Source organism: Pseudomonas sp. NFACC39-1 (assembly GCF_900110355.1).
Lineage (GTDB): Bacteria > Pseudomonadota > Gammaproteobacteria > Pseudomonadales > Pseudomonadaceae > Aquipseudomonas > Aquipseudomonas tehranensis.
Window position 1 is genome coordinate 275037 of sequence record NZ_FODL01000002.1, and the last position, 22408, is coordinate 297444.

Sequence of the window (22408 nt, forward strand, 5' to 3'; positions counted from 1 at the left end):
TATCCTCGGCGGTCCGTCTGTCCAACACAGTAAAAAGCGGAATGCCCACATGTCTGATCTGAAAACTGCCGCTCTCGAATATCACGCTAATCCTCGTCCAGGGAAGCTGAGTGTCGAGCTCACCAAGGCCACCGCTACTGCCCGCGATCTGTCGCTGGCCTACAGCCCCGGCGTAGCCGAACCAGTACGCGAAATCGCTCGCGACCCTGAGCTGGCCTACAAATACACCGGCAAGGGCAACCTGGTGGCAGTCATTTCCGACGGCACCGCGATTCTCGGCCTGGGCAACCTCGGCCCATTGGCCTCCAAGCCGGTCATGGAAGGCAAGGGCGTTTTGTTCAAGCGTTTCGCCGGTATTGACGTGTTCGACATCGAAGTCGACTCCGAAAGCCCGCAAGCCTTTATCGACACCGTCAAGCGTATCTCCATTACCTTCGGTGGCATCAACCTGGAAGACATCAAGGCACCTGAGTGCTTTGAGATCGAACGTGCCCTGATCGAGCAGTGCGACATTCCAGTGTTCCACGATGACCAGCACGGTACCGCGATCGTGACCGCGGCCGGCATGATCAATGCCCTGGAAATCGCTGGCAAAACCCTGCCGCAAGCCAAGATCGTCTGCCTGGGCGCCGGCGCTGCGGCCATCTCCTGCATGAAGTTGCTGGTGAGCATGGGCGCCAAGATCGAAAACATCTTCATGGTTGACCGTACCGGCGTGATCCATTCTGGCCGTGACGACCTGAACCAGTACAAGGCCGTGTTTGCCCACGCCACTGACAAGCGCTCCCTGGCCGACGCGCTGGACGGTGCCGACGTATTCGTTGGCCTGTCGGGTCCGAACCTGCTGAGCCCGGAAAACCTGCTGCGCATGGCGCCGAACCCGATCGTGTTCGCGTGCTCGAACCCGGACCCGGAAATTTCCCCGGAGCTGGCCCACGCCACCCGCAACGATGTGATCATGGCCACTGGCCGTTCGGACTACCCGAACCAGGTCAACAACGTACTGGGCTTCCCGTTCATTTTCCGTGGTGCCCTGGACGTTCGCGCCAAGCGCATCAACGAAGAAATGAAAGTCGCGGCCGCCAACGCCCTGCGCGAACTGGCCAAGCTGCCAGTGCCTCAGGAAGTGTGCGATGCCTACGGTGGCATCAAGCTGGAATTTGGTCGTGAGTACATCATTCCCAAGCCAATGGACGCCCGCCTGATCACCCTGATCTCCGATGCCGTGGCCAAGGCCGCGATCGAGACCGGCGTGGCTACCCTGCCGTATCCGAAGAACTACCCGCTCAAGAGCGTGGATGACGTGTTCAACGGTTAAGCCGTTGTAGCGTTTAATAAAAAGCCCCGGCTCTCTTTGAGTCGGGGCTTTTTGTACCTGCCGATTTTGTGTGATCACCGCAAATCCCTGTGGGAGCCGAGCTGGCGCGCGATTGCAGCCTGGTACTCAACATGGACGCAAGCTGACCCACCGCCATCGCGAGCAAGCTCGGCTCCCACAGGGATGTGTGTAATTTGAGGGCCTGAAAAAAAGCCCCGCGCTTCTTTCAAAGGCGGGGCTTTTTGCGCGATGCCCGGTCAGAACAAGTCGATCGGCGCCGCCTCATCCGCCGGTAGCGGGCTGCCTGGCGCTACGCCGTTGCCCAGCTCGTTGACTGACGGTGGGGTGTCTTCGCTCTTGAACAGCTCGAAGTACGCTCCAGGAGTGCCTGGGGTGGCTGCGCGGCCGCTGACCGGGTCAATCCGCAGGCTGAGGATGCCTTCGGGTTCCGGTTGGGTGTGTGGCGGTTTGTCCTTGAGGGCAGCGCCCATGAAACTCATCCAGATCGGCAGCGCCACGGTGCCGCCGTATTCGCGCCGGCCCAGGCTTTCAGGCTGGTCGAACCCGGTCCAGACGGTGGTGACGTAATCGCCGTTGTAGCCCGAGAACCAGGCGTCCTTGGATTCGTTGGTGGTACCGGTCTTGCCGGCCAGGTCGGTACGGCCCAGGGCCAGGGCGCGGCGGCCGGTGCCGAGCTTGATCACGTCCTGCAGCATGCTGTTGAGAATGTAGGTGGTACGGCCATCGATGATGCGCTCGGCAATGACCGGCGCTTGCGGCACGGCTGGCGCGGTCGTGGCTTCGCCCGGTGTCGCCTCTACCGTGAACGTCTCGCTGGCCGGTGCGGCGACGCCGTCGCTGGCCTGCTCGCCTGAAGGCACCCGTGGCGGGTTGGCGAGGAACAACGTGTCGCCGTTGCGGCTTTCGATCTTGTCGATGAGGTACGGGGTGACTTTGTATCCGCCATTGGCGAACGTGCTCCAGCCCGTGGCGATTTCCATCGGGGTCAGGGTTGCCGTGCCCAGGGCCAGGGACAGGTTGCGCGGCAAGTCCTGCTTGTTGAAGCCGAACTTGCTGATGTAGTCGATGGTGCGGTCCACACCCAGCGCCTGCAGCAAGCGGATCGATACCAGGTTACGCGACTTGTACAGCGCTTCGCGCATGCGGATCGGACCCAGGAAGGTGTTGGTGTCGTTCTTCGGGCGCCAGACCTTGTCCAGGTATTCGTCGACAAACACGATCGGTGCGTCGTTCACCAGGCTGGCGGCGGTGTAGCCGTTATCCAGGGCGGCGCTGTACACGAACGGTTTGAAGCTTGAACCCGGCTGGCGCTTGGCCTGCATCGCGCGATTGTAATTGCTCTGCTCGAAGGCGAAGCCCCCCACCAAGGAGCGGATGGCGCCGTCCTGCGGGTCAAGAGACACCAGGGCGCCTTGGGCGGCCGGGATCTGGCTGAACTTGAGGGTGTTGTCCGGTTGGCGCTGTACCCGGATCAGGTCACCCACTTGAGCGACGTCCGATGGTTGTCGGGGGTTGGCGCCCATGCTGTTGGTGTTGAGGAATGGGCGGGCCCATTTCATGGTCTCCCAACTCACATGTTCTTCCTGCTCGCCATTGCGAGTCAGCACCATGATGCCGTCTTTGTCCACCTGGGTGACGATCGCCGGTTCCAGGCTGCTGATGGTGCGCTGCTTGGTCAATTCCTCGGCCCAGGCTTCTTTGGTCTTGCCTGGCAGGCGCGATTCAGGCCCGCGGTAGCCGTGGCGCTGATCGTAGGTGATCAGGCCCTCATGCAGCGCGGTGTTGGCCATCTCCTGCAGATTGCTCGGCACCGTGGTGACCACGCGGAAACCCTCGGTGTAGGCGTCGCTGCCATAACGCCCGACCATCTCGGCACGGGCCATTTCGGCAATGTACGGCGCGTTCACCTCGGGGGTCGGCACGTGGTAACTGGCGTTCAGAGGCTCGTTGACCGCAGCGGTGTATTCGGCCTCGCTGATCTTGCCCAGCTTGTACATGCGCCCCAGGATCCAGTCGCGACGTTCCTTGCTGCGCGCCGGATTGGCCAGTGGATTGAAGCGTGACGGTGCCTTGGGCAGGCCGGCGATCATCGCCATTTGCGCCAGGCTCACATCACGAATCGACTTGCCGTAATACACCTGCGCTGCCGCCTCGATACCGTAGGCACGGTTGCCCAGGTAGATCTTGTTGACGTACAGCTCGAGGATCTCGTCCTTGGTCAGCTGTCGCTCGATTTGCAGGGCCAGGAGGATCTCGGTGGTCTTGCGCGAGAAGCTGCGTTCACTGGTCAGGAAGAAGTTTTTCGCTACCTGCATGGTGATGGTGCTGCCACCGGACTGGATGTGGCCGCTTTTGATCAGTTGGCTCGCCGCCCGCATCAGGCTGCCCGGATCGACGCCGTAGTGATTGGCGAAGTTGTCGTCTTCAGCACTTAGTAACGCATTGATGAAATTGGGGGGAATGTCGGCGAAACGGATCGGCGTGCGGCGCATTTCGCCAAACTCTGCGATCAACTTGTCGTCGCTGCTGTACACCCGCAGCGGAATCTGCAACTGAATACTTCTCAGCGCCTCCACGGACGGCAATCCCGGACTAAGGTAAAGAAACGCACCGCTCAGACCCAGGAGCAGTCCGCAGAAAACGGCGAGGATGGACCATCCGAAAAATTTCAGCAGACGAATCAAGGCTTTTGGATATCCAGGCAAAGAATGAAAAGGCGCCAGGTGCAGGGAAGGACCCGTGCTTGCAACAAAGCGAAAAAAACGCTGGGCATTATAAGCATTTTTTTTCGTCGGTAACGCCACCCGGACGTCCGTCGGGCCGGAGTGATTGAACGCAACGCATATTAGAGAGTCCGTAACTCACGGATAGTCATAGGGAATTGGTAGTGCTACGACTCTTCAATAAAAAAGCCCATACGCTTTTGGGGATAGACATCAGTTCCACGTCGGTGAAGCTGCTCGAGTTGAGCCGCCAGGGTGACCGCTACCGTGTCGAGTCTTACGCGGTCGAGCCGTTGCCGGCCAATGCCGTGGTTGAAAAGAACATCGCCGAGCTCGAGGGCGTGGGCCAGGCATTGTCACGGGTGCTCGCCAAGGCCAGAACACCCTTGCGCAACGTGGCGGTGGCTGTAGCGGGGTCGGCGGTAATCACCAAGACCATCGAGATGGACGCCGGACTTTCCGACGACGACATGGAAAACCAGCTCAAGATCGAAGCCGATCAATACATTCCTTATCCGCTGGACGAGGTGGCCATCGACTTCGAGGTTCTGGGCGTTTCACCGCGCAGCGCCGAGCGGGTCGAGGTCCTGTTGGCCGCCTGTCGCAAGGAAAACGTCGAAGTTCGCGAGGCTGCGCTGGCGCTCGCGGGGCTGACGGCCAAGGTGGTCGATGTGGAGGCCTACGCGCTGGAGCGCGCCTTTGGCCTGCTCGCGACGCAACTGGCCGCGTCCCAGGAGCGGTTGACGGTGGCGGTGATCGACATCGGCGCCACCATGACCACCCTGAGCGTGCTGCATAACGGGCGCATCATCTATACCCGCGAACAGTTGTTCGGCGGTCGCCAGCTCACCGAGGAAATCCAGCGCCGCTATGGCCTGTCACCCGAGCAGGCCGGGCAGGCCAAGAAACAGGGTGGCCTGCCGGATGATTACCTCGGTGAAGTCCTGCAACCTTTTCGCGAGGCCCTGGTGCAACAGGTATCGCGGTCCTTGCAGTTTTTCTTCGCCTCGGGCCAGTACAGTGCGGTGGACCACATCCTTTTGGCCGGAGGCACCGCCTCGGTCGCGGGCCTGGACCGGCTGATCGAACAGCGCCTGGGCACCCCAACCCAGGTGGCCAATCCGTTTTCCAACATGGCCCTGGGCAGCAAGGTCAATGCCGGTGCCCTGGCCAGTGACGCACCGGCCTTGATGATTGCCTGCGGGCTGGCCCTCAGGAGCTTTGACTGATGGCGCGGATCAACCTTCTTCCCTGGCGAGAGGAGCTGCGTGAGGAGCGGCGCAAACGCTTTTTGCTGGCATTGGTAGGCGCATTGGTCGGTGCGACGGGCCTGACGCTGATTGCGGTCCGCTACCTGGACAGTGCCATTGACCACCAGGTGGCCCGCAACAGTCATATCAGCGAGCAGATTGCCGTGCTGGACGAGCGCATCAAGCAGATCAGCGAACTCAAGGCCCGCCGCCAGCAACTGCTGGAGCGCATGCGCATCATCCAGGACTTGCAGGGTAACCGGCCGGTGAGTGGGCGCATCTTCGATCAACTGGCCCGCACCCTACCTGATGGGGTGTATTTCACCGAAGTGAAGATGGAAGACAAGACCCTCTCCATCAAGGGCGCGGCGGAGTCGAACAACCGGGTCTCGGACCTGATGCGTAACCTGGACTCATCGGACCTGTTCGATGCGCCCAGCCTGACGGAAGTCAAGGCCACCACGGCCGGTCAGCTCGATCAGGCCAACGTCTTCCAGCTGACGGTTCGCCAGACCCGTCCGGCCACTGTCGAGGACGCCCAATGAAGCCGGGAGAGTGGTTCGAAGCGCTGCGCAAGATCGACATCAGTGACCTGGATACCAACAACATTGGCTCCTGGCCGATGCCGGTCAAATGGTTGACCGGCATCCTGCTGGTCATCCTGGTGTTGGGATTGGGCTATAACTTTGCCTTGAGTGACCTGGAGAACCAGCTGCAACAAGTACGCGGGGAAGAAAGTACCCTCAAGGCACAGTTTGCGGGCAAAGCTCACATGGCCGCTAACCTGGAGCGTTACACCGAACAAATGAAGCAGATGGAAGCCTCCTTCGGCGTGCTGTTGCGGCAATTGCCCAGTGACACCGAAGTGCCAGGCCTGCTGGAGGACATCACCCGCACCGGTCTGGGCAGTGGCCTGGAGTTCGAGGAGATCAAGCTGTTACCGGAGGTCACCCAGCCGTTTTACATTGAACTGCCGATCCAGATCACCGTGACCGGCGACTACCATGACCTGGCAACCTTCGTCAGCGGCGTTGCCGGACTGCCACGGATCGTCACGCTGCACGATTTCGACATCGCCCCGATGGAGCCCGACGCAGGGGCGAAACTGCGCATGAGCATCCAGGCCAAGACCTACCGGTACAACGAGCAGGAGGTGCAGCCATGAACCCGGCCTGTCGCATTTTCCTGCTGGCAGGGCTGGTCGTGCTGGCGGGCTGCAACAACGATAACGGTTTCAGCGACCTGGACGCCTACATGAACGAAGTGCGGCTGCGCCCGCCCGGCAAGATCGAGCCAACGCCGACGTTCCGGCCCTACGAAACCTTCACTTACCGCGCCGCGGACCTGCGCAGCCCGTTTTCACGGCAGGTCAGGGTGGATCAGGCCGGTCGCCAGAAGGGTACACGCAACGTCCGGCCCGACCCGACCCGGGTCAAGCAATACCTGGAAGGCTTCAACATTGAGCAGTTTGAAATGGTCGGGACGATTTCCAACGTCAGCGGCTCCTTCGCGCTGCTGCGCGGCGCGGGCGGGGTGCACCGGCTCAAGGTCGGTGACTATCTGGGACGCAACGACGGGCGGATCGTCGGCATTAGCGCCACCCAGGTCGATGTGGTCGAAATCGTTCCTGATGGCGAGGGCGCCTGGCTGGAACGGCCACGGACCATTCCTCTGAAAGAGCACTCAATAGTGGAACTCGAACAATGAACAGGTTTTTTTCAGCCCTCGGTATTTCGCTATGGATAGCGCTGCTGTCGCCGATGGTTCATGCGGCCAATCTGAAAACGCTGGATGTCGCGGCGCTGCCGGGGGACCGCATCGAGTTGAAACTCACCTTCGACGGGCCGCCCCCCGCGCCTCGGGGCTACACGACCGAGCAGCCGGCCCGGATCGCTCTGGATCTGCCGGGGGTGACCAGCCAGCTGGCCCGCAAGAGGCATGATCTTGGTGCTGGCAATGCGCGAAGCGCCACGGTGGTCGAGGCGGCTGATCGTACCCGTCTGATCATCGGCCTTACCCAGCTTGCGCCCTATACCGCGCGGGTCGAGGGCAACAGCCTGCTCGTGGTGGTCGGCAAGGGAGCTGTTGCCAGCGCTACTGCCCAGGCGCCACGCCCGGCGGCTCCCAGCGCTGTGCCCGCCAGAGCCAGTGCACCGGTGGGCAAGGCGATCCGCGGGGTAGATTTCCAGCGCGGCACCCAGGGCGAAGGCAACGTGGTGATCGATCTGTCGGACCCCTCGATCGCCCCGGACATCCAGGAGCGTGAAGGCAAGATCATCCTCAACTTCGCCAAGACCCAGTTACCCGAACCGCTGCGAGTGCGCCTGGACGTCAAGGACTTCGCCACCCCGGTGCAGTTCGTCAATGCCAGTGCCGGCGCCGACCGGGCCACCATCAGCATCGAACCCAGCGGTACTTTCGATTACTCCACCTATCAGACGGACAACAAACTGACCGTCAGTGTCCGCCCCATGACTGTCGAGGATCTGCAAAAACGCGATGCCAGCCGCGAGGCCTACAGCGGTGAAAAGCTGTCCCTCAACTTTCAGGACATCGAGGTGCGCTCGGTCCTGCAACTGATTGCCGATTTCACCAATCTCAACCTGGTGGCCAGTGACACCGTGCAGGGCGGCATTACCCTGCGCCTGCAAAATGTGCCTTGGGACCAGGCGCTGGACCTGGTGCTCAAGACCAAGGGGCTGGACAAGCGCAAGGTCGGCAATGTGCTGCTGGTCGCCCCCGCCGACGAAATCGCAGCCCGTGAGCGCCAGGAACTCGAATCCCAGAAGCAGATTGCCGACCTGGCGCCGCTACGGCGTGAGCTGTTGCAGGTCAACTATGCGAAGGCTGCGGACATTGCCAAGCTGTTCCAGTCGGTGACCAGTGCCGAAGCCAAGGCCGATGAGCGCGGCACGATCACGGTGGATGAGCGAACCAACAACATCATTGCCTATCAGACCCAGGACCGGCTCGACGAACTGCGCCGGATCGTGGCGCAGTTGGATATCCCGGTGCGGCAGGTCATGATCGAGGCGCGGATTGTCGAGGCCAACGTCGACTACGACAAGAGCCTGGGCGTGCGCTGGGGTGGGTCGATACAGAAGGGCAACTGGAACTCCTCCGGGGTCACCAGCGGCGACTCCACCACCATCGGCACGCCGGGCAGCACCAGCACCAACCAGCCGTTTGTCGATCTGGGCGCGTCGGGCAATACCTCCGGCATCGGCATCGCCTTCATCACCGACAATGTACTGCTGGACCTGGAATTGACGGCCATGGAGAAAACCGGCAACGGGGAAATCGTCTCCCAGCCCAAGGTGGTGACGTCCGACAAAGAGACGGCAAAAATCCTCAAGGGCACGGAGATTCCTTATCAGGAAGCCAGTTCCAGTGGTGCCACCTCGGTGTCGTTCAAGGAAGCCTCGCTGTCCCTGGAGGTGACCCCGCAGATCACGCCGGACAACCGCATCATCATGGAGGTCAAGGTCACCAAGGATGAGCCGGACTACCTGAACAAGGTGCAGGATGTGCCGCCGATCAAGAAAAACGAAGTCAACGCCAAGGTGCTGGTCAATGACGGCGAGACCATTGTGATTGGCGGGGTTTTCTCAAATACTCAGAGCAAGGTCGTAGATAAGGTGCCATTTCTTGGCGATGTGCCGTATCTTGGCCGCCTTTTCCGGCGTGATGTGGTTTCGGAGAAAAAATCCGAGCTGCTGGTGTTCCTCACTCCGCGTATCATGAATAACCAGGCGATTGCTGTGAGTCGTTGATTCTGTGCGAAATTTGATTCTTGTTGGGCCGATGGGCGCTGGAAAAAGCACCATCGGCCGTTTGCTGGCCAAAGAGTTGCGCCTGCCATTCAAAGATTCCGACAAGGAAATTGAATTGCGCACGGGTGCCAATATCCCATGGATCTTCGATAAGGAAGGCGAGCCCGGCTTTCGTGACCGCGAGCAGGCGATGATCGCCGAATTGTGCGCGTTCGACGGTGTGGTGCTGGCCACCGGTGGCGGCGCGGTGATGCGCGAGGCCAATCGTCGGGCATTGCATGCCGGTGGACGAGTGGTCTATCTGCATGCCTCCGTCGAGCAGCAGGTGGGTCGCACCGCCCGGGATCGTAACCGTCCGCTGTTGCGCACCGCCGACCCGGCCAAGACCCTGCGCGACCTGCTGGAGCTGCGTGACCCGCTGTACCGGGAGATCGCTGATCTGGTGGTGGAAACCGACGAGCGGCCGCCGCGGATGGTGGTGCTGGACATTCTTGATCGCCTCCAGCAACTGCCACCCCGTTAATGCGTCGCGGGAAATGCGCTATCCTCGGCGTCCCGTCATGGCCCGCCGGGACGTGGCTGATGGCCATCGATTGACATCACAACAGGCACCGTGGACTTTCGTTAATTGCAGGCAGGACGCCTGATTCCATCTTCACTGTGGGGACACATGCAGACACTTAAGGTCGACCTGGGCGAGCGCAGCTACCCGATTCACATTGGCGAAGGTTTGCTGGACCGGCCCGACTTGCTGGCGCCGCATATCGCCGGACGGCAAGTGGCGATTATCTCCAACGAGACCGTCGCACCTTTGTATCTGGAGCGTCTGACCCGCAGCCTGTCGGCTTTCTCGGTCATTTCCGTGGTGCTGCCTGACGGCGAAGCCTTCAAGAATTGGGAAACCCTGCAGCTTATTTTCGATGGCCTGCTGACCGCGCGGCACGACCGCCGCACCACGGTGGTGGCCCTGGGCGGCGGGGTGATCGGCGACATGGCCGGTTTCGCCGCCGCTTGCTATCAGCGCGGTGTTGATTTCATCCAGATCCCCACAACCCTGTTGTCCCAGGTGGACTCGTCGGTGGGCGGCAAGACCGGGATCAACCATCCGTTGGGCAAAAACATGGTGGGCGCTTTCTACCAGCCCAACGTGGTGCTGATCGACACCGCGACCCTCAATACATTGCCCGCCCGCGAGCTGTCTGCTGGGCTGGCTGAAGTCATCAAGTACGGGCTGATCTGCGACGAACCGTTCCTGGGCTGGCTGGAAGAAAACGTCGACCGCCTGCGTGGGCTGGATCAGGCTGCGCTGACCTACGCTATCGAACGTTCCTGTGCGGCCAAGGCTGCGGTGGTCGGTGCCGATGAGCGCGAGTCGGGCGTGCGCGCCACGCTCAACCTGGGCCATACCTTCGGCCACGCCATCGAAACCCACATGGGCTATGGTGTCTGGCTCCATGGCGAAGCGGTTGCGGCCGGTACGGTCATGGCCCTGGAGATGTCCGCGCGTTTGGGCTGGATCAGTGAACAGGAGCGCGATCGCGGTATTGCTCTGTTCCAGCGCGCCGGGTTGCCGGTGATCCCGCCCGAAGAAATGACCGAAGCCGATTTTCTCGAACACATGGCAATCGACAAAAAAGTGATCGACGGTCGCCTGCGTCTGGTGCTGCTGCGCCGCATGGGCGAAGCTGTGGTGACCGACGATTATCCGAAAGAGGTTCTACAGGCCACGCTGGGAGCGGATTATCGCGCCCTGGCTCAGCTTAAAGGTTAATAAGATTCCGATGACTAGTTTGCATGCCGACGAGGCTTTCCTCGGCCATTTCCAGTTGAGTCATGACCCTTTCGCGCCACGGGTTCCAGGCTTCAAGTTTTTCCCCGCCCAACGCAAACCGGTTCTGGGCCAGTTGCATCACCTGGCGCGTTACAGCCAGTTGTTGCTGGTGGTCACCGGCCCGCAAGGCAGCGGCAAGACCTTGCTGCGTCAGGCCCTGGTGGCCAGCACCAACAAACAGTCGGTGCAAAGCGTGGTGGTGTCGGCCCGCGGCGCTGGTGATGCAGCCGGTGTGTTGCGTCAGGTGGCCCAGGCACTGAATGTCGCCCAGGCTGAAGTCGGTGCGATTCTGGATCAGATCGTGCAACTGGCGCTGACCGGGCAGGAAGTTTATCTGCTGGTGGACGATGCCGAGCAACTCGACGAGTCGGCCCTGGAAGCCTTGCTAGCCTTGGCTGCCGGTGCGCCGGAAGGCCGTCCCCACGTCTTCCTGTTTGGTGAGTCGTCGCTGATCGCCGATCTGGAGCAGCTGAATCTTGAGCAAGAGCGCTTCCACGTCATTGAGCTGGCGCCCTACACCGAAGAAGAAACCCGTGAATACCTGGCCCAACGCCTTGAAGGCGCCGGTCGGGGCATCGAACTTTTCACCGCGGATCAGATCTCTGAGATTCACGAAAGCTCCGATGGCTGGCCTGGAAATATCAACCAGGTGGCCCGCGACGCTCTCATCGAAGTCATGATTGCCAGCCGCTCAGCGGTAAAGCGTCCAAGTATGGGGTTCAACATGCCGAAGAAACACGTATTGGCGATTTCCGCCGTCGTCGTGGTCGCGATTGCCGCCGCCTGGCTGATGCCGGGTCGCAGCAAGGCGCCGACCACCGGCGCACCCGCTAACGAGCAGGCACAACTGCCTCTGGGCCAGGACGCAGCGCAGCCCAATGGCGGCGCTCCGGAGGTGGAGTTCGCCGGTAACACCCAGCCGATGCCGCTGCCGCTGGTCGGCCAGTCGCAACCGGTCATGCGCAGTCCCTTGGCGGAGGCCGCTGGCGGTATCACCGAGGGTGACGACGGCGCGCCACCACCGATCGATGACACCAGCGATACGCCGCCAACCGTGACCACCAGCGCCCCACCGGCGGGTGTGCCGGCTGGCCCGGCACCAACTCCAGCGCCAACCCCGGCGCCCGCTCCGGCTGCCAAGCCTGCGCCGGCCCCCGCCCAGGTGGCCACGGCCAAGCCTGCTCCAGCCCCGGCAACCAAGCCGGCCACCCAGGCCGCTGGCGGTAGCTGGTACGCCGGTCAGGCTCCAGGCAGCTACGTGGTACAGATCCTCGGCACCAGCTCCGAAGCGTCTGCGCAAAAATTCGTCAAGGAGCAGGGCGGCGAGTACCGTTATTTCAAGAAAATGCTTAACGGCAAACCGCTTTATGTCATCACCTACGGCAATTTCGCCAACCGTGATGCAGCCGTTTCCGCCATCAAGGCCTTGCCAGCGAAGGTTCAGGCTGGTAAACCTTGGCCTCGCACTGTCGCCAGCGTCCAACAGGAACTGGCAGCAACTCGCTGAAGATTCGGCGGCCTTACCCAGGCCGCCTCTCCCGGCACCTCAAAATTTCCGCAAGGGCGAGCGACCTTTCAGGCCGCGCGCCTTGTGGTGTCTGCGTCACAGTAGCGTTTGAGTCGCAGCGGTCGAACCCAAAAAAGTTTTGACTAGCACAGCGTATAGCTTTAAACCTTTCACAAATGCGACATGGATTTGCGACGTTTCGTCGTCAAATTTGTGAGCCCTTGTGTCGGTGTGTACAATGACCTCCCTTTTGCCCCCGCAAAGCTGGCGTACGTTCGGCGCGGCACGCAACTGGCTGAATTGAAAAGAAATTTGCCTCGATAAGAGGCAGCCTGGTGAGAAAGTGTCTATGAAAGCAGGTCTGTACCAACCAGATGAATTCAAGGATAACTGCGGTTTCGGCCTGATTGCTCATATGCAGGGCGAACCCAGCCATACCCTTTTACAAACGGCCATTGAGGCCCTGACCTGCATGACCCACCGCGGTGGGATCAACGCCGACGGCAAGACCGGTGACGGTTGTGGCTTGCTGATTCAAAAGCCTGACGAGTTCCTGCGTGCCGTTGCCCAGGAAACGTTTGGTGTGACCCTGCCCAAGCAGTACGCGGTGGGCATGGTGTTCTTCAATCAGGACCCGGTGAAGGCCCAAGCGGCTCGCGAAAACATGAATCGCGAGATCCTGGCCGCCGGCCTGCAATTGGTGGGCTGGCGCAAGGTGCCGATCGACACCAGCGTCCTCGGCCGCCTGGCCCTTGAGCGTCTGCCGCAGATCGATCAAGTGTTCATCGCGGGCGAAGGCCTGAGCGATCAGGACATGTCGATCAAGCTGTTCAGCTCCCGTCGTCGTTCGTCCGTGGCCAACGCCGCCGACACCGATCACTACATCTGCAGCTTTTCCCACAAGACCATCATTTATAAAGGCCTGATGATGCCGGCGGACCTGACCGCCTTCTATCCGGACCTGAGCGACGAGCGCCTGAAAACCGCGATCTGCGTGTTCCACCAGCGCTTCTCCACCAACACCCTGCCGAAATGGCCGCTGGCCCAGCCATTCCGCTTCCTCGCCCACAACGGCGAGATCAACACCATCACCGGCAACCGCAACTGGGCGCTGGCCCGTCGCACCAAGTTCGCCAACGATCTGATGCCGGATCTGGAAGAGCTCGGCCCGCTGGTCAACCGTGTGGGCTCGGACTCCTCAAGCATGGACAACATGCTGGAACTGATGGTCACCGGTGGCATCGACCTGTTCCGTGGCGTGCGCATGCTGGTGCCGCCGGCCTGGCAGAACGTCGAGACCATGGACCCGGACCTGCGTGCGTTTTACGAATACAACTCCATGCACATGGAACCGTGGGACGGCCCGGCCGGTATCGTCATGACCGACGGCCGCTACGCCGTGTGCCTGCTCGACCGTAACGGTCTGCGTCCGGCGCGCTGGGTGACCACCACCAACGGGTTCATCACCCTGGCTTCGGAAATCGGTGTCTGGAACTACCAGCCCGAAGATGTTATCGCCAAGGGCCGCGTGGGGCCGGGCCAGATCTTTGCCGTGGACACCGAAACCGGCCAGATCCTCGACACCGACGCCATCGACAACCGTCTCAAGTCTCGTCATCCGTACAAGCAATGGCTGCGCAAGAACGCCCTGCGCATTCAGGCGACCATGGAGGACAACGATCACGGTTCGGCTTTTTACGACGTCGATCAGCTCAAGCAGTACATGAAGATGTACCAGGTGACGTTCGAAGAGCGTGACCAGGTGCTGCGTCCGTTGGGTGAGCAGGGCTACGAAGCGGTCGGCTCCATGGGCGACGACACGCCGATGGCCGTGCTGTCCCGGCGCGTGCGCACACCGTATGACTATTTCCGCCAGCAGTTCGCTCAGGTGACCAACCCTCCGATCGACCCGCTGCGCGAAGCGATCGTGATGTCCCTGGAAATCTGCCTCGGTGCCGAGCGCAACATCTTCCAGGAGTCGCCGGAACACGCCTCGCGTGTGATCCTCAGTTCGCCGGTCATTTCCCCGGCCAAATGGCGCTCGCTGACCAACCTCGACCGCCCGGGCTTCCAGCGTCAGGTCATCGACCTGAACTACGACGAAAGCGTCGGCCTTGAAGCGGCGATCCGCAACGTGGCCGATCAGGCTGAAGAAGCCGCGCGCGCCGGTCGCACCCAGATCGTGCTGACCGACCGTCACATTGCCCCGGGCAAGTTGCCGATCCACGCTTCGCTGGCCACCGGTGCGGTGCACCATCGCCTGACCGAAAAAGGCCTGCGTTGCGACTCCAACATCCTGGTGGAAACCGCCACCGCTCGCGATCCGCATCACTTTGCGGTGCTGATCGGTTTCGGTGCCTCGGCGGTGTATCCGTTCCTGGCCTATGAAGTGCTGGGTGACCTGATCCGTACCGGTGAAGTGCTGGGCGACCTCTATGAGGTGTTCAAGAACTACCGCAAAGGTATCACCAAGGGCCTGCTCAAGATCCTCTCGAAGATGGGAATCTCGACCATCGCTTCGTACCGCGGTGCGCAACTGTTCGAGGCCATCGGTCTGTCCGAAGAAGTCTGCGAGCTGAGCTTCCGTGGCGTGCCGAGCCGCATCAAGGGTGCGCGTTTCGTCGACATCGAAGCCGAACAGAAAGCCCTGGCGGCCGAAGCCTGGAGCCCGCGCAAGCCGATCCAGCAGGGCGGCCTGCTGAAGTTCGTCCACGGTGGCGAATACCACGCCTACAACCCGGACGTGGTCAACACCTTGCAAGCCGCCGTGCAGCAGGGCGACTACGGCAAGTTCAAGGAATACACCTCGCTGGTGGACAACCGTCCGGTGTCGATGATTCGCGACCTGCTCAAGGTCAAGACCCTGGATACGCCGCTGGACATCAGCGAAATCGAGCCGCTGGAATCGGTGCTCAAACGCTTCGATTCCGCCGGTATCTCCTTGGGCGCCCTGTCTCCGGAAGCCCATGAAGCCCTGGCTGAAGCCATGAACCGCCTCGGCGCGCGTTCCAACTCCGGCGAAGGTGGTGAAGACCCGGCGCGCTACGGCACCATCAAGAGTTCAAAAATCAAGCAGGTGGCTACCGGCCGCTTCGGTGTGACGCCGGAGTACCTGGTCAACGCCGAAGTGCTGCAGATCAAGGTTGCCCAAGGCGCCAAGCCCGGCGAAGGCGGTCAACTGCCCGGCGGCAAGGTCAACGGCCTGATCGCCAAACTGCGCTACGCAGTACCCGGCGTGACTCTGATCTCACCGCCGCCTCACCACGACATCTACTCGATCGAAGACTTGTCGCAACTGATCTTCGACCTCAAGCAGGTGAACCCGAAGGCGCTGGTCTCGGTGAAACTGGTGGCAGAAGCCGGCGTTGGCACCATCGCCGCCGGTGTGGCCAAGGCCTATGCCGACCTGATCACCATCTCCGGCTATGACGGCGGCACTGGTGCATCGCCGCTGACCTCGATCAAATACGCCGGCGCGCCGTGGGAACTGGGCCTGGCCGAGACCCACCAGACCCTGCGCGGCAACGACCTGCGCGGCAAGGTCCGGGTACAGACCGATGGCGGCCTGAAAACCGGCCTGGACGTGATCAAGGCGGCCATCCTCGGCGCCGAGAGCTTCGGCTTCGGCACCGCGCCGATGATCGCCCTGGGTTGCAAGTACCTGCGTATCTGCCACCTGAACAACTGCGCTACCGGCGTGGCGACCCAGAACGAAAAGCTGCGCAAGGACCACTACATCGGCACCGTCGACATGGTGGTGAACTTCTTCACCTACGTCGCCGAGGAAACCCGCGAGTGGCTGGCGAAGCTGGGCGTGCGCTCGCTCGAAGAGCTGATCGGCCGTACCGACCTGCTGGAAGTGCTCGAGGGCCAGACCGCCAAGCAGCATCATCTGGACCTGACGCCGTTGCTGGGTAGCGATCTCATCCCAGCGGACAAACCACAGTTCTGCCAGGTTGATCGCAACCCACCGTTCGACAAGGGCGAGCTGGCCGAGAAGATGGTCGACATGGCCGCCTCGGCGATCAACGACCTGAGCGGTGCCGAGTTCGATCTGGCTATCTGCAACTGCGACCGTTCCATCGGCGCGCGGATCTCCGGTGAAATCGCGCGCAAGCACGGCAACCAGGGCATGGCCAAGGCGCCGATCACTTTCCGCTTCAAGGGCACCGCAGGCCAGAGCTTCGGCGTCTGGAACGCCGGTGGCCTGAACATGTACCTGGAAGGCGATGCCAACGACTACGTGGGCAAGGGCATGACCGGCGGCAAACTGGTCATCGTTCCGCCCAAGGCCAGTGTCTACAAGACTCAGGACAGTGCGATCATCGGCAATACCTGCCTGTACGGCGCCACTGGCGGCAAGCTGTTCGCCGCCGGCACCGCGGGCGAGCGTTTCGCCGTGCGTAACTCCGGGGCCCACACTGTGGTGGAAGGCACCGGTGATCATTGCTGCGAGTACATGACCGGTGGTTTCGTCTGTGTCTTGGGCAAGACCGGTTACAACTTCGGCTCTGGCATGACCGGCGGTTTCGCCTACGTGCTCGACCAGGACAACACCTTCGTTGACCGGGTCAATCACGAACTGGTGGAAATCCAGCGGATCAGCGGCGAGGCGATGGAAGCCTACCGCAGCCACTTGCAGCGCGTGCTGGACGAATACGTCGAGGAAACCGACAGCGAGTGGGGTCGTGAACTCGCCGAAAACCTCGATGACTATCTGCGCCGTTTCTGGCTGGTCAAGCCCAAGGCTGCCAACCTGAAGTCGTTGCTTTCCAGCACCCGTGCCAACCCGCAGTGATATGCGCCTGAAGAGTTTGATGAGGTTTTAACAATGGCTGAACGTCTGAGTAACGACTTCCAGTTCATCGATGTCGGGCGCAAGGATCCGAAGAAGAAACTGTTGCGTCAACGCAAGAAAGAGTTCGTGGAAATCTACGAGCCTTTCAAACCCCAGCAGTCGGCCGATCAGGCCCACCGCTGCCTGGGTTGCGGTAACCCATACTGCGAATGGAAGTGCCCGGTGCACAACTTCATTCCCAACTGGCTGAAGCTGGTGGCCGAGGGCAACATCCTCCAGGCCGCCGAGTTGTCCCATCAGACCAACACCCTGCCAGAAGTCTGCGGCCGGGTGTGTCCGCAGGATCGTCTGTGTGAAGGTGCGTGCACCCTCAACGACGGTTTTGGTGCGGTGACCATCGGTTCGGTGGAGAAATACATCACCGACACCGCGTTCGCCATGGGCTGGCGCCCGGACATGTCCAAGGTCAAGCCGACCGGCAAGCGTGTCGCCATCATCGGTGCCGGCCCGGCGGGTCTGGGCTGCGCCGATGTGCTGGTGCGTGGCGGTGTAACCCCGGTGGTGTTCGACAAGAACCCGGAAATCGGTGGCCTGCTGACCTTCGGCATCCCCGAGTTCAAGTTGGAAAAGACCGTGCTGAGCAATCGTCGCGAAGTCTTCACCGGCATGGGCATCGAGTTTCGCTTGAACACCGAAGTGGGCAAGGACGTGACCATGGAGCAACTGCTCGAAGAGTACGATGCCGTATTCATGGGCATGGGCACCTACACCTACATGAAGGGCGGCTTTGCCGGCGAGGACCTGCCGGGCGTCTACGACGCGCTGGACTTCCTGATCGCCAACGTCAACCGCAACCTGGGCTTTGAAAAGTCGCCGGAAGATTTCGTCGACATGAAAGGCAAGAAGGTCGTGGTGCTCGGCGGCGGTGACACGGCGATGGACTGCAACCGCACTTCGATTCGCCAGGGCGCCAAGTCGGTGACCTGCGCCTACCGTCGTGACGAAGCGAACATGCCCGGCTCGCGCAAAGAAGTGAAGAACGCCAAGGAAGAGGGCGTGAAGTTCCTCTACAACCGCCAGCCGATCGCCATTGTCGGTGAAGACAAGGTCGAGGGCGTGAAGGTGGTCGAGACCCGTCTCGGCGAACCGGACGCCCGCGGTCGTCGCAGCCCCGAGCCGATCCCGGGTTCCGAAGAGATCATCCCGGCCGATGCCGTGGTCATCGCCTTCGGCTTCCGCCCAAGCCCGGCGCCGTGGTTCGAGCAGTTCAGCATCCAGACCGACAGCCAGGGCCGCGTCGTGGCCCCGGAACAGGGCCAGTACAAGCACCAGACCAGCAACCCGAAGATCTTCGCCGGCGGCGACATGGTCCGAGGTTCCGATCTGGTGGTGACGGCGATCTTCGAAGGCCGCAATGCGGCTGAGGGGATTCTGGATTACCTGCAAGTCTGACTCGGTCCCGAGCTGAAATGCGGTAAAAATGTGGGAGCGGGCTTTGTGGGAGCAAAGCTTGCTCGCGATTCAGGCGCCTCGGTACCCAAGAGACCGCAGTGTTTTCATCGCGGGCAAGCCTTGCTCCCACAAAATGGCTCCCACAGTTGTTTTGTAGTGTCAGGGAGGCTGTGCTGCACCGCGACAAATTGCCCCGATAGATAAAAGGCACGGCTCTTGCCGTGCCTTTTGCGTCGCGCTCTGAGAAAATGCCCGCACTTTTTTTCCGGATGCCGACATGACTGCCCTGAAGAACGACCGTTTCCTCCGCGCCCTGCTCAAGCAACCCGTAGACGTCACCCCCGTGTGGATGATGCGTCAGGCCGGTCGCTACCTGCCGGAATACCGCGCCAGTCGGGCCAAGGCCGGCGACTTCATGAGCCTGTGCATGAATCCCCAGTTTGCCTGCGAAGTCACGATGCAGCCGCTGGATCGCTACCCACAGCTCGACGCAGCGATCCTGTTCTCCGACATTCTCACCATTCCCGACGCCATGGGCCAGGGTCTGTACTTCGAGACAGGCGAAGGCCCGCGCTTCAAGAAAGTCGTCAGCACCCTGGCCGATATCGAAGCCCTGCCGATTCCCGATCCGCAGAAGGACCTGGGTTATGTCATGGACGCGGTCAGCACCATCCGTCGAGAACTCAACGGTCGCGTGCCGCTGATCGGCTTCTCCGGCAGCCCCTGGACCCTGGCCACCTACATGGTCGAAGGCGGCTCGTCGAAAGACTTCCGCAAGACCAAGGCGATGCTCTACGACAACCCGCAAGCCATGCACCTGTTGCTGGACAAGCTGGCGCAGTCGGTGACGTCCTATCTCAACGGGCAGATCCTGGCCGGCGCGCAAGCGGTACAGATCTTCGACACCTGGGGCGGCAACCTCTCGGCGGCGGCGTACCAGGAGTTCTCCCTGGCCTACATGCGCAAGATTGTCAGCGGCCTGATCCGCGAACATGAAGGTCGCAAAGTCCCGGTGATCCTGTTCACCAAGAACGGCGGCCTGTGGCTGGAAAGTATCGCCGATGCCGGTGCCGACGCTTTGGGCCTGGACTGGACCTGCGACATTGGCAACGCCCGCGAGCGTGTTGGCAGCAAAGTCGCGCTGCAAGGCAACATGGACCCGACCGTGCTTTACGCCAAGCCCGAGGCCATCCGCACCGAAGTCGGGCGCATCCTCGCCAGCTATGGCAAGGGCAGCGGTCATGTGTTCAACCTCGGCCATGGCATTACGCCGGAAGTCGATCCGGAACACGCCGGTGCTTTCCTGCGCGCGGTGCATGAGTTGTCGGCGCAATACCACGACTGATCGTAGCTCGCTCATCCAGCCTGTCGGGATTCGTTCCAGACAGGCTTTTTTTTGCCTGCTAATTATTCAATGAAACAAGTTGGCTATCTTTATCGGTTTGCCTGTTTTCGTTTGTTTAATAACTAACTTTGCCTGTAAGAAGTTTTTCTTCTGAGCTCGGAAAAATAGATTCAGGGATTGTTCCTTCTATTTTGAGAGATTTTCCCTACATAGCGATTGCCCAAGTTTCCATTAATGTTTCGGCGCTTGCCAGGTACAGCGCTGTGCGATCCAGTGCGCCTTCCAAGATGAAGTTTGTTAAATCTCCCAATCTCGATGAGTAGTCTGGAATTTATATGAAAACCAACTTCCACCAGCACAAGGTGCTGACGGGTTTTGCTTGCTCGTTAGTTATGCTGTCCACCGTGGGGACATCCCAGGGTGCATTTGCCCATGGTTATCTTGAAGTACCGCCCTCACGTGCCTTGTTGTGCCAGCGAGGTGAAAACAAGAACTGTGGCGGCGCGCAATACGAGCCCCAGAGCACGGGCGAAACCTTCCAGGGGTTCCCCAATGGCGCAGGCGGTGCGCCCCTCCAGGGCCCGGTCGATGGCAAGATCGCCAGCGGTGGTAACCCCTTGTTTTCCGCCCTCGATGCCCAGTCGGCTACGCGCTGGAACCTGACTGAACTCAGGGAACGCAACATCGCTTTTCAATGGCAATACACCGCTGCGCATCCGGCGACCAGGCATGAGTACTTCATTACCCGCGATGATTGGAAGCCCAACGAACCGCTCAAGCGCGTGTCGTTCGATAGCACGCCATTCTGTACGGTAGAGGGCGCCCATCAGCTTCCGGAGGCAGGCGCCAAGCACCATTGCGTGATTCCCGACAGCAAGTCGGGCCATCACGTCATCCTGGCGGTGTGGACGGTTGGCGACACCGATAACGCGTTCTATGACCCGGCGGATGTGAACATCCTCGCCGAAGCGGCCTTGCCGGGTGGCTGGTTACCAGTGGGCAGCATTGCCCCCGCCGCGCCGTTGCTGGTGGGCGACAAGGTCAAGGCCCGAGCCTTTTCAGCCGCTGGTGAGAATGCTGAGTACAGCGTGGAGATCAGCATCGATCACGCTGAAGAAGGTCGACCGGAAAACTGGTCGTTCAAGCTGGCCGATGCCATCAACCGGGCCCATACCCTGGTTCGTGCCGGTATCCGCGATGAGCAGGGCGACATCACCCCGATCAAAGGCATCAACAAACTGTATGCCCAGCAAGAGACCGGCGTGAGCCGGTATGAAGTGCAGTTGCAAATGCAGGAAGACCCTGACGCCAGCATGACCATCTCCTCTTTGCAGCCGGAGTATGTGCTCGACAAGGGCCGGGTCGACATGACGTTCACGGTGTCGACCAACCGCAGGATGAACCTTGAAGCCACCCTGTTCGATGAAAAGAACAAGCCGGTCGGCGTCGTAACCCAGGCTGTGGGCGAAGGCAGCAGTGGCCTGAGCATGGCGGTCCGTAGCGCGCCGGGTGCCCATACCCTGACGCTGGTGGGCACCACCGCGGACGGCAGGACCACGCGCCAGGAAACCCGGCAGGTCCCCCTGACCGGTGAAGGTGCGGGGATCGAGTACGACTTCGTATTTCCCGAAGGCATCAGTGACTACGCCGCCGGTACGACGGTATTGCAGCCCAAGACGGATGAAGTCTTCCAGTGCAAACCATTCCCCGCGTCTGGCTATTGCAAGCAATACAGCCCTTCGGCGAACGGTTACGAGCCTGGCATCGGTGCCCATTGGCACATGGCCTGGGAAAAGCTCTAACACATGAGGCTCAGGGCTTCAGGCCATCCTGGGGCCCTGCAAGGGTGAGCAGGCAAATGAAGGCTTTTTTCCGGGCCGGCGGTGGCCTGCCGAAGGCGGTACTGGTGTCGGTGACTTTGCTCTACGGGATTTTCCTGGCGGGGCAGGAGTGGCGTTTTCGGCAGGAGCTCAGGCGCGAAGTGCCAATGAGTGCGGCGCCGGTCGTGGTTCAGGGCGGCGCTGTGCTCAACGTCCAGGCGGTGGCCAGTGTGCTTGGTCTGGCCGCTCGAGAGGCCACGGCCCTCAGCGCCGAACCGATCACCCTGCAGGCCAGCTTCGTCAACGGCGCAGGATTGTCACGGGCATTGCTGGCCGATGCCACGGGGACGCGCATTTATCAGGTCGGTGAGCGCCTGCCCGGCGGCAGCGTGTTGCGCCGGGTCGATGCGACTCATGTGGTGTTGTGGCGCAACGGACGGGAGGAGCGGGTGGCCTTGCAGCGCACGGGCGAGTCGTTCCTGCGTCGACTGCCTCCTGGAACCGGGGGGCAGCCTCCGTCTGGTTCCTCGCAATACCTACACCCGGTCGCCGGGTTATCAGAGTGATTTG

General features: G+C 61.2%; 15 protein-coding genes. 14 read left to right on the forward strand and 1 reads right to left on the reverse strand.

Going from position 1 to position 22408, the window contains the following annotated elements; genetic code table 11:
* Window positions 1–49 precede the first annotated feature (49 nt).
* Window positions 50–1318: a malic enzyme-like NAD(P)-binding protein gene (locus BMY45_RS05590; RefSeq protein WP_092395520.1), complete on the forward strand. Its 1269-nt coding sequence runs from the start codon at window positions 50–52 to the stop codon at window positions 1316–1318.
* Window positions 1319–1575: 257 nt separating this feature from the next.
* Here the strand turns inward: BMY45_RS05590 and BMY45_RS05595 are convergent, their stop codons facing one another.
* On the reverse strand, window positions 1576–4020 hold the full coding sequence (locus BMY45_RS05595) for a penicillin-binding protein 1A (protein WP_177193310.1): 2445 nt from the start codon (window positions 4018–4020) through the stop codon (window positions 1576–1578).
* A gap of 206 nt (window positions 4021–4226) precedes the next feature.
* Here BMY45_RS05595 and BMY45_RS05600 point away from each other — a divergent pair, with 206 nt between their 5' ends.
* The 13 genes from BMY45_RS05600 to BMY45_RS05665 all read left to right on the forward strand — a co-directional run bounded on the left by BMY45_RS05600 (window position 4227) and on the right by BMY45_RS05665 (window position 22404).
* Window positions 4227–5291, forward strand: coding sequence for a pilus assembly protein PilM (locus BMY45_RS05600; protein WP_047225968.1), 1065 nt, complete (start codon window positions 4227–4229; stop codon window positions 5289–5291).
* Window positions 5291–5857: a PilN domain-containing protein gene (locus BMY45_RS05605; protein ID WP_092395524.1), complete on the forward strand. Its 567-nt coding sequence runs from the start codon at window positions 5291–5293 to the stop codon at window positions 5855–5857. Before BMY45_RS05600 ends, BMY45_RS05605 begins: the two co-directional genes overlap by 1 nt.
* On the forward strand, window positions 5854–6477 hold the full coding sequence (gene pilO / locus BMY45_RS05610) for a type 4a pilus biogenesis protein PilO (RefSeq protein ID WP_092395526.1): 624 nt from the start codon (window positions 5854–5856) through the stop codon (window positions 6475–6477). The genes BMY45_RS05605 and pilO overlap by 4 nt, the downstream gene beginning before the upstream one ends.
* Window positions 6474–7019, forward strand: coding sequence for a pilus assembly protein PilP (locus BMY45_RS05615; protein ID WP_092395528.1), 546 nt, complete (start codon window positions 6474–6476; stop codon window positions 7017–7019). Before pilO ends, BMY45_RS05615 begins: the two co-directional genes overlap by 4 nt.
* On the forward strand, window positions 7016–9085 hold the full coding sequence (pilQ, locus tag BMY45_RS05620; protein WP_092395530.1) for a type IV pilus secretin PilQ: 2070 nt from the start codon (window positions 7016–7018) through the stop codon (window positions 9083–9085). The genes BMY45_RS05615 and pilQ overlap by 4 nt, the downstream gene beginning before the upstream one ends.
* Before the next feature lie 4 nt (window positions 9086–9089).
* Window positions 9090–9608 carry a shikimate kinase AroK gene (gene aroK / locus BMY45_RS05625; protein WP_003196983.1) on the forward strand — a complete coding sequence of 173 codons (519 nt, stop codon included), beginning with the start codon at window positions 9090–9092 and terminating at the stop codon, window positions 9606–9608.
* Window positions 9609–9755: 147 nt separating this feature from the next.
* Window positions 9756–10856, forward strand: coding sequence for a 3-dehydroquinate synthase (gene aroB / locus BMY45_RS05630; RefSeq protein WP_092395532.1), 1101 nt, complete (start codon window positions 9756–9758; stop codon window positions 10854–10856).
* A gap of 10 nt (window positions 10857–10866) precedes the next feature.
* Window positions 10867–12423, forward strand: a complete 1557-nt coding sequence (locus BMY45_RS05635) for an AAA family ATPase (protein ID WP_092395534.1) — start codon at window positions 10867–10869, stop codon at window positions 12421–12423.
* A gap of 349 nt (window positions 12424–12772) precedes the next feature.
* Window positions 12773–17221 (forward strand): glutamate synthase large subunit, encoded by a 4449-nt coding sequence (gene gltB, locus BMY45_RS05645; protein ID WP_092395536.1) that lies wholly within the window; start codon window positions 12773–12775, stop codon window positions 17219–17221.
* Between the two features lie 33 nt (window positions 17222–17254).
* Window positions 17255–18673 (forward strand): FAD-dependent oxidoreductase, encoded by a 1419-nt coding sequence (locus BMY45_RS05650; protein ID WP_092395538.1) that lies wholly within the window; start codon window positions 17255–17257, stop codon window positions 18671–18673.
* Between the two features lie 277 nt (window positions 18674–18950).
* Window positions 18951–20018, forward strand: a complete 1068-nt coding sequence (gene hemE / locus BMY45_RS05655) for a uroporphyrinogen decarboxylase (protein WP_092395540.1) — start codon at window positions 18951–18953, stop codon at window positions 20016–20018.
* A 335-nt stretch (window positions 20019–20353) separates the two neighbouring features.
* A complete protein-coding gene (gene gbpA / locus BMY45_RS05660) occupies window positions 20354–21820 on the forward strand; it encodes an N-acetylglucosamine-binding protein GbpA (protein WP_092395542.1) in 1467 nt (488 codons plus the stop codon).
* Window positions 21821–21876: 56 nt separating this feature from the next.
* Complete coding sequence (locus tag BMY45_RS05665; RefSeq protein WP_092395544.1) at window positions 21877–22404, forward strand: type II secretion system protein N; 528 nt, start codon at window positions 21877–21879, stop codon at window positions 22402–22404.
* Window positions 22405–22408 lie beyond the last annotated feature (4 nt).

Bases quoted from the DNA above. Each gene is read 5' to 3' on its own strand.
- pilO (WP_092395526.1), top strand. From the start codon at position 5,854: ATGAAGCCGGGAGAGTGGTTCGAAGCGCTGCGCAAGATCGACATCAGT.
- aroB (WP_092395532.1), top strand. From the start codon at position 9,756: ATGCAGACACTTAAGGTCGACCTGGGCGAGCGCAGCTACCCGATTCAC.
- pilQ (WP_092395530.1), top strand. From the start codon at position 7,016: ATGAACAGGTTTTTTTCAGCCCTCGGTATTTCGCTATGGATAGCGCTG.
- BMY45_RS05605 (WP_092395524.1), top strand. From the start codon at position 5,291: ATGGCGCGGATCAACCTTCTTCCCTGGCGAGAGGAGCTGCGTGAGGAG.
- hemE (WP_092395540.1), top strand. From the start codon at position 18,951: ATGACTGCCCTGAAGAACGACCGTTTCCTCCGCGCCCTGCTCAAGCAA.
- BMY45_RS05635 (WP_092395534.1), top strand. From the start codon at position 10,867: ATGACTAGTTTGCATGCCGACGAGGCTTTCCTCGGCCATTTCCAGTTG.
- BMY45_RS05650 (WP_092395538.1), top strand. From the start codon at position 17,255: ATGGCTGAACGTCTGAGTAACGACTTCCAGTTCATCGATGTCGGGCGC.
- BMY45_RS05590 (WP_092395520.1), top strand. From the start codon at position 50: ATGTCTGATCTGAAAACTGCCGCTCTCGAATATCACGCTAATCCTCGT.
- gltB (WP_092395536.1), top strand. From the start codon at position 12,773: ATGAAAGCAGGTCTGTACCAACCAGATGAATTCAAGGATAACTGCGGT.
- gbpA (WP_092395542.1), top strand. From the start codon at position 20,354: ATGAAAACCAACTTCCACCAGCACAAGGTGCTGACGGGTTTTGCTTGC.
- BMY45_RS05615 (WP_092395528.1), top strand. From the start codon at position 6,474: ATGAACCCGGCCTGTCGCATTTTCCTGCTGGCAGGGCTGGTCGTGCTG.
- BMY45_RS05665 (WP_092395544.1), top strand. From the start codon at position 21,877: ATGAAGGCTTTTTTCCGGGCCGGCGGTGGCCTGCCGAAGGCGGTACTG.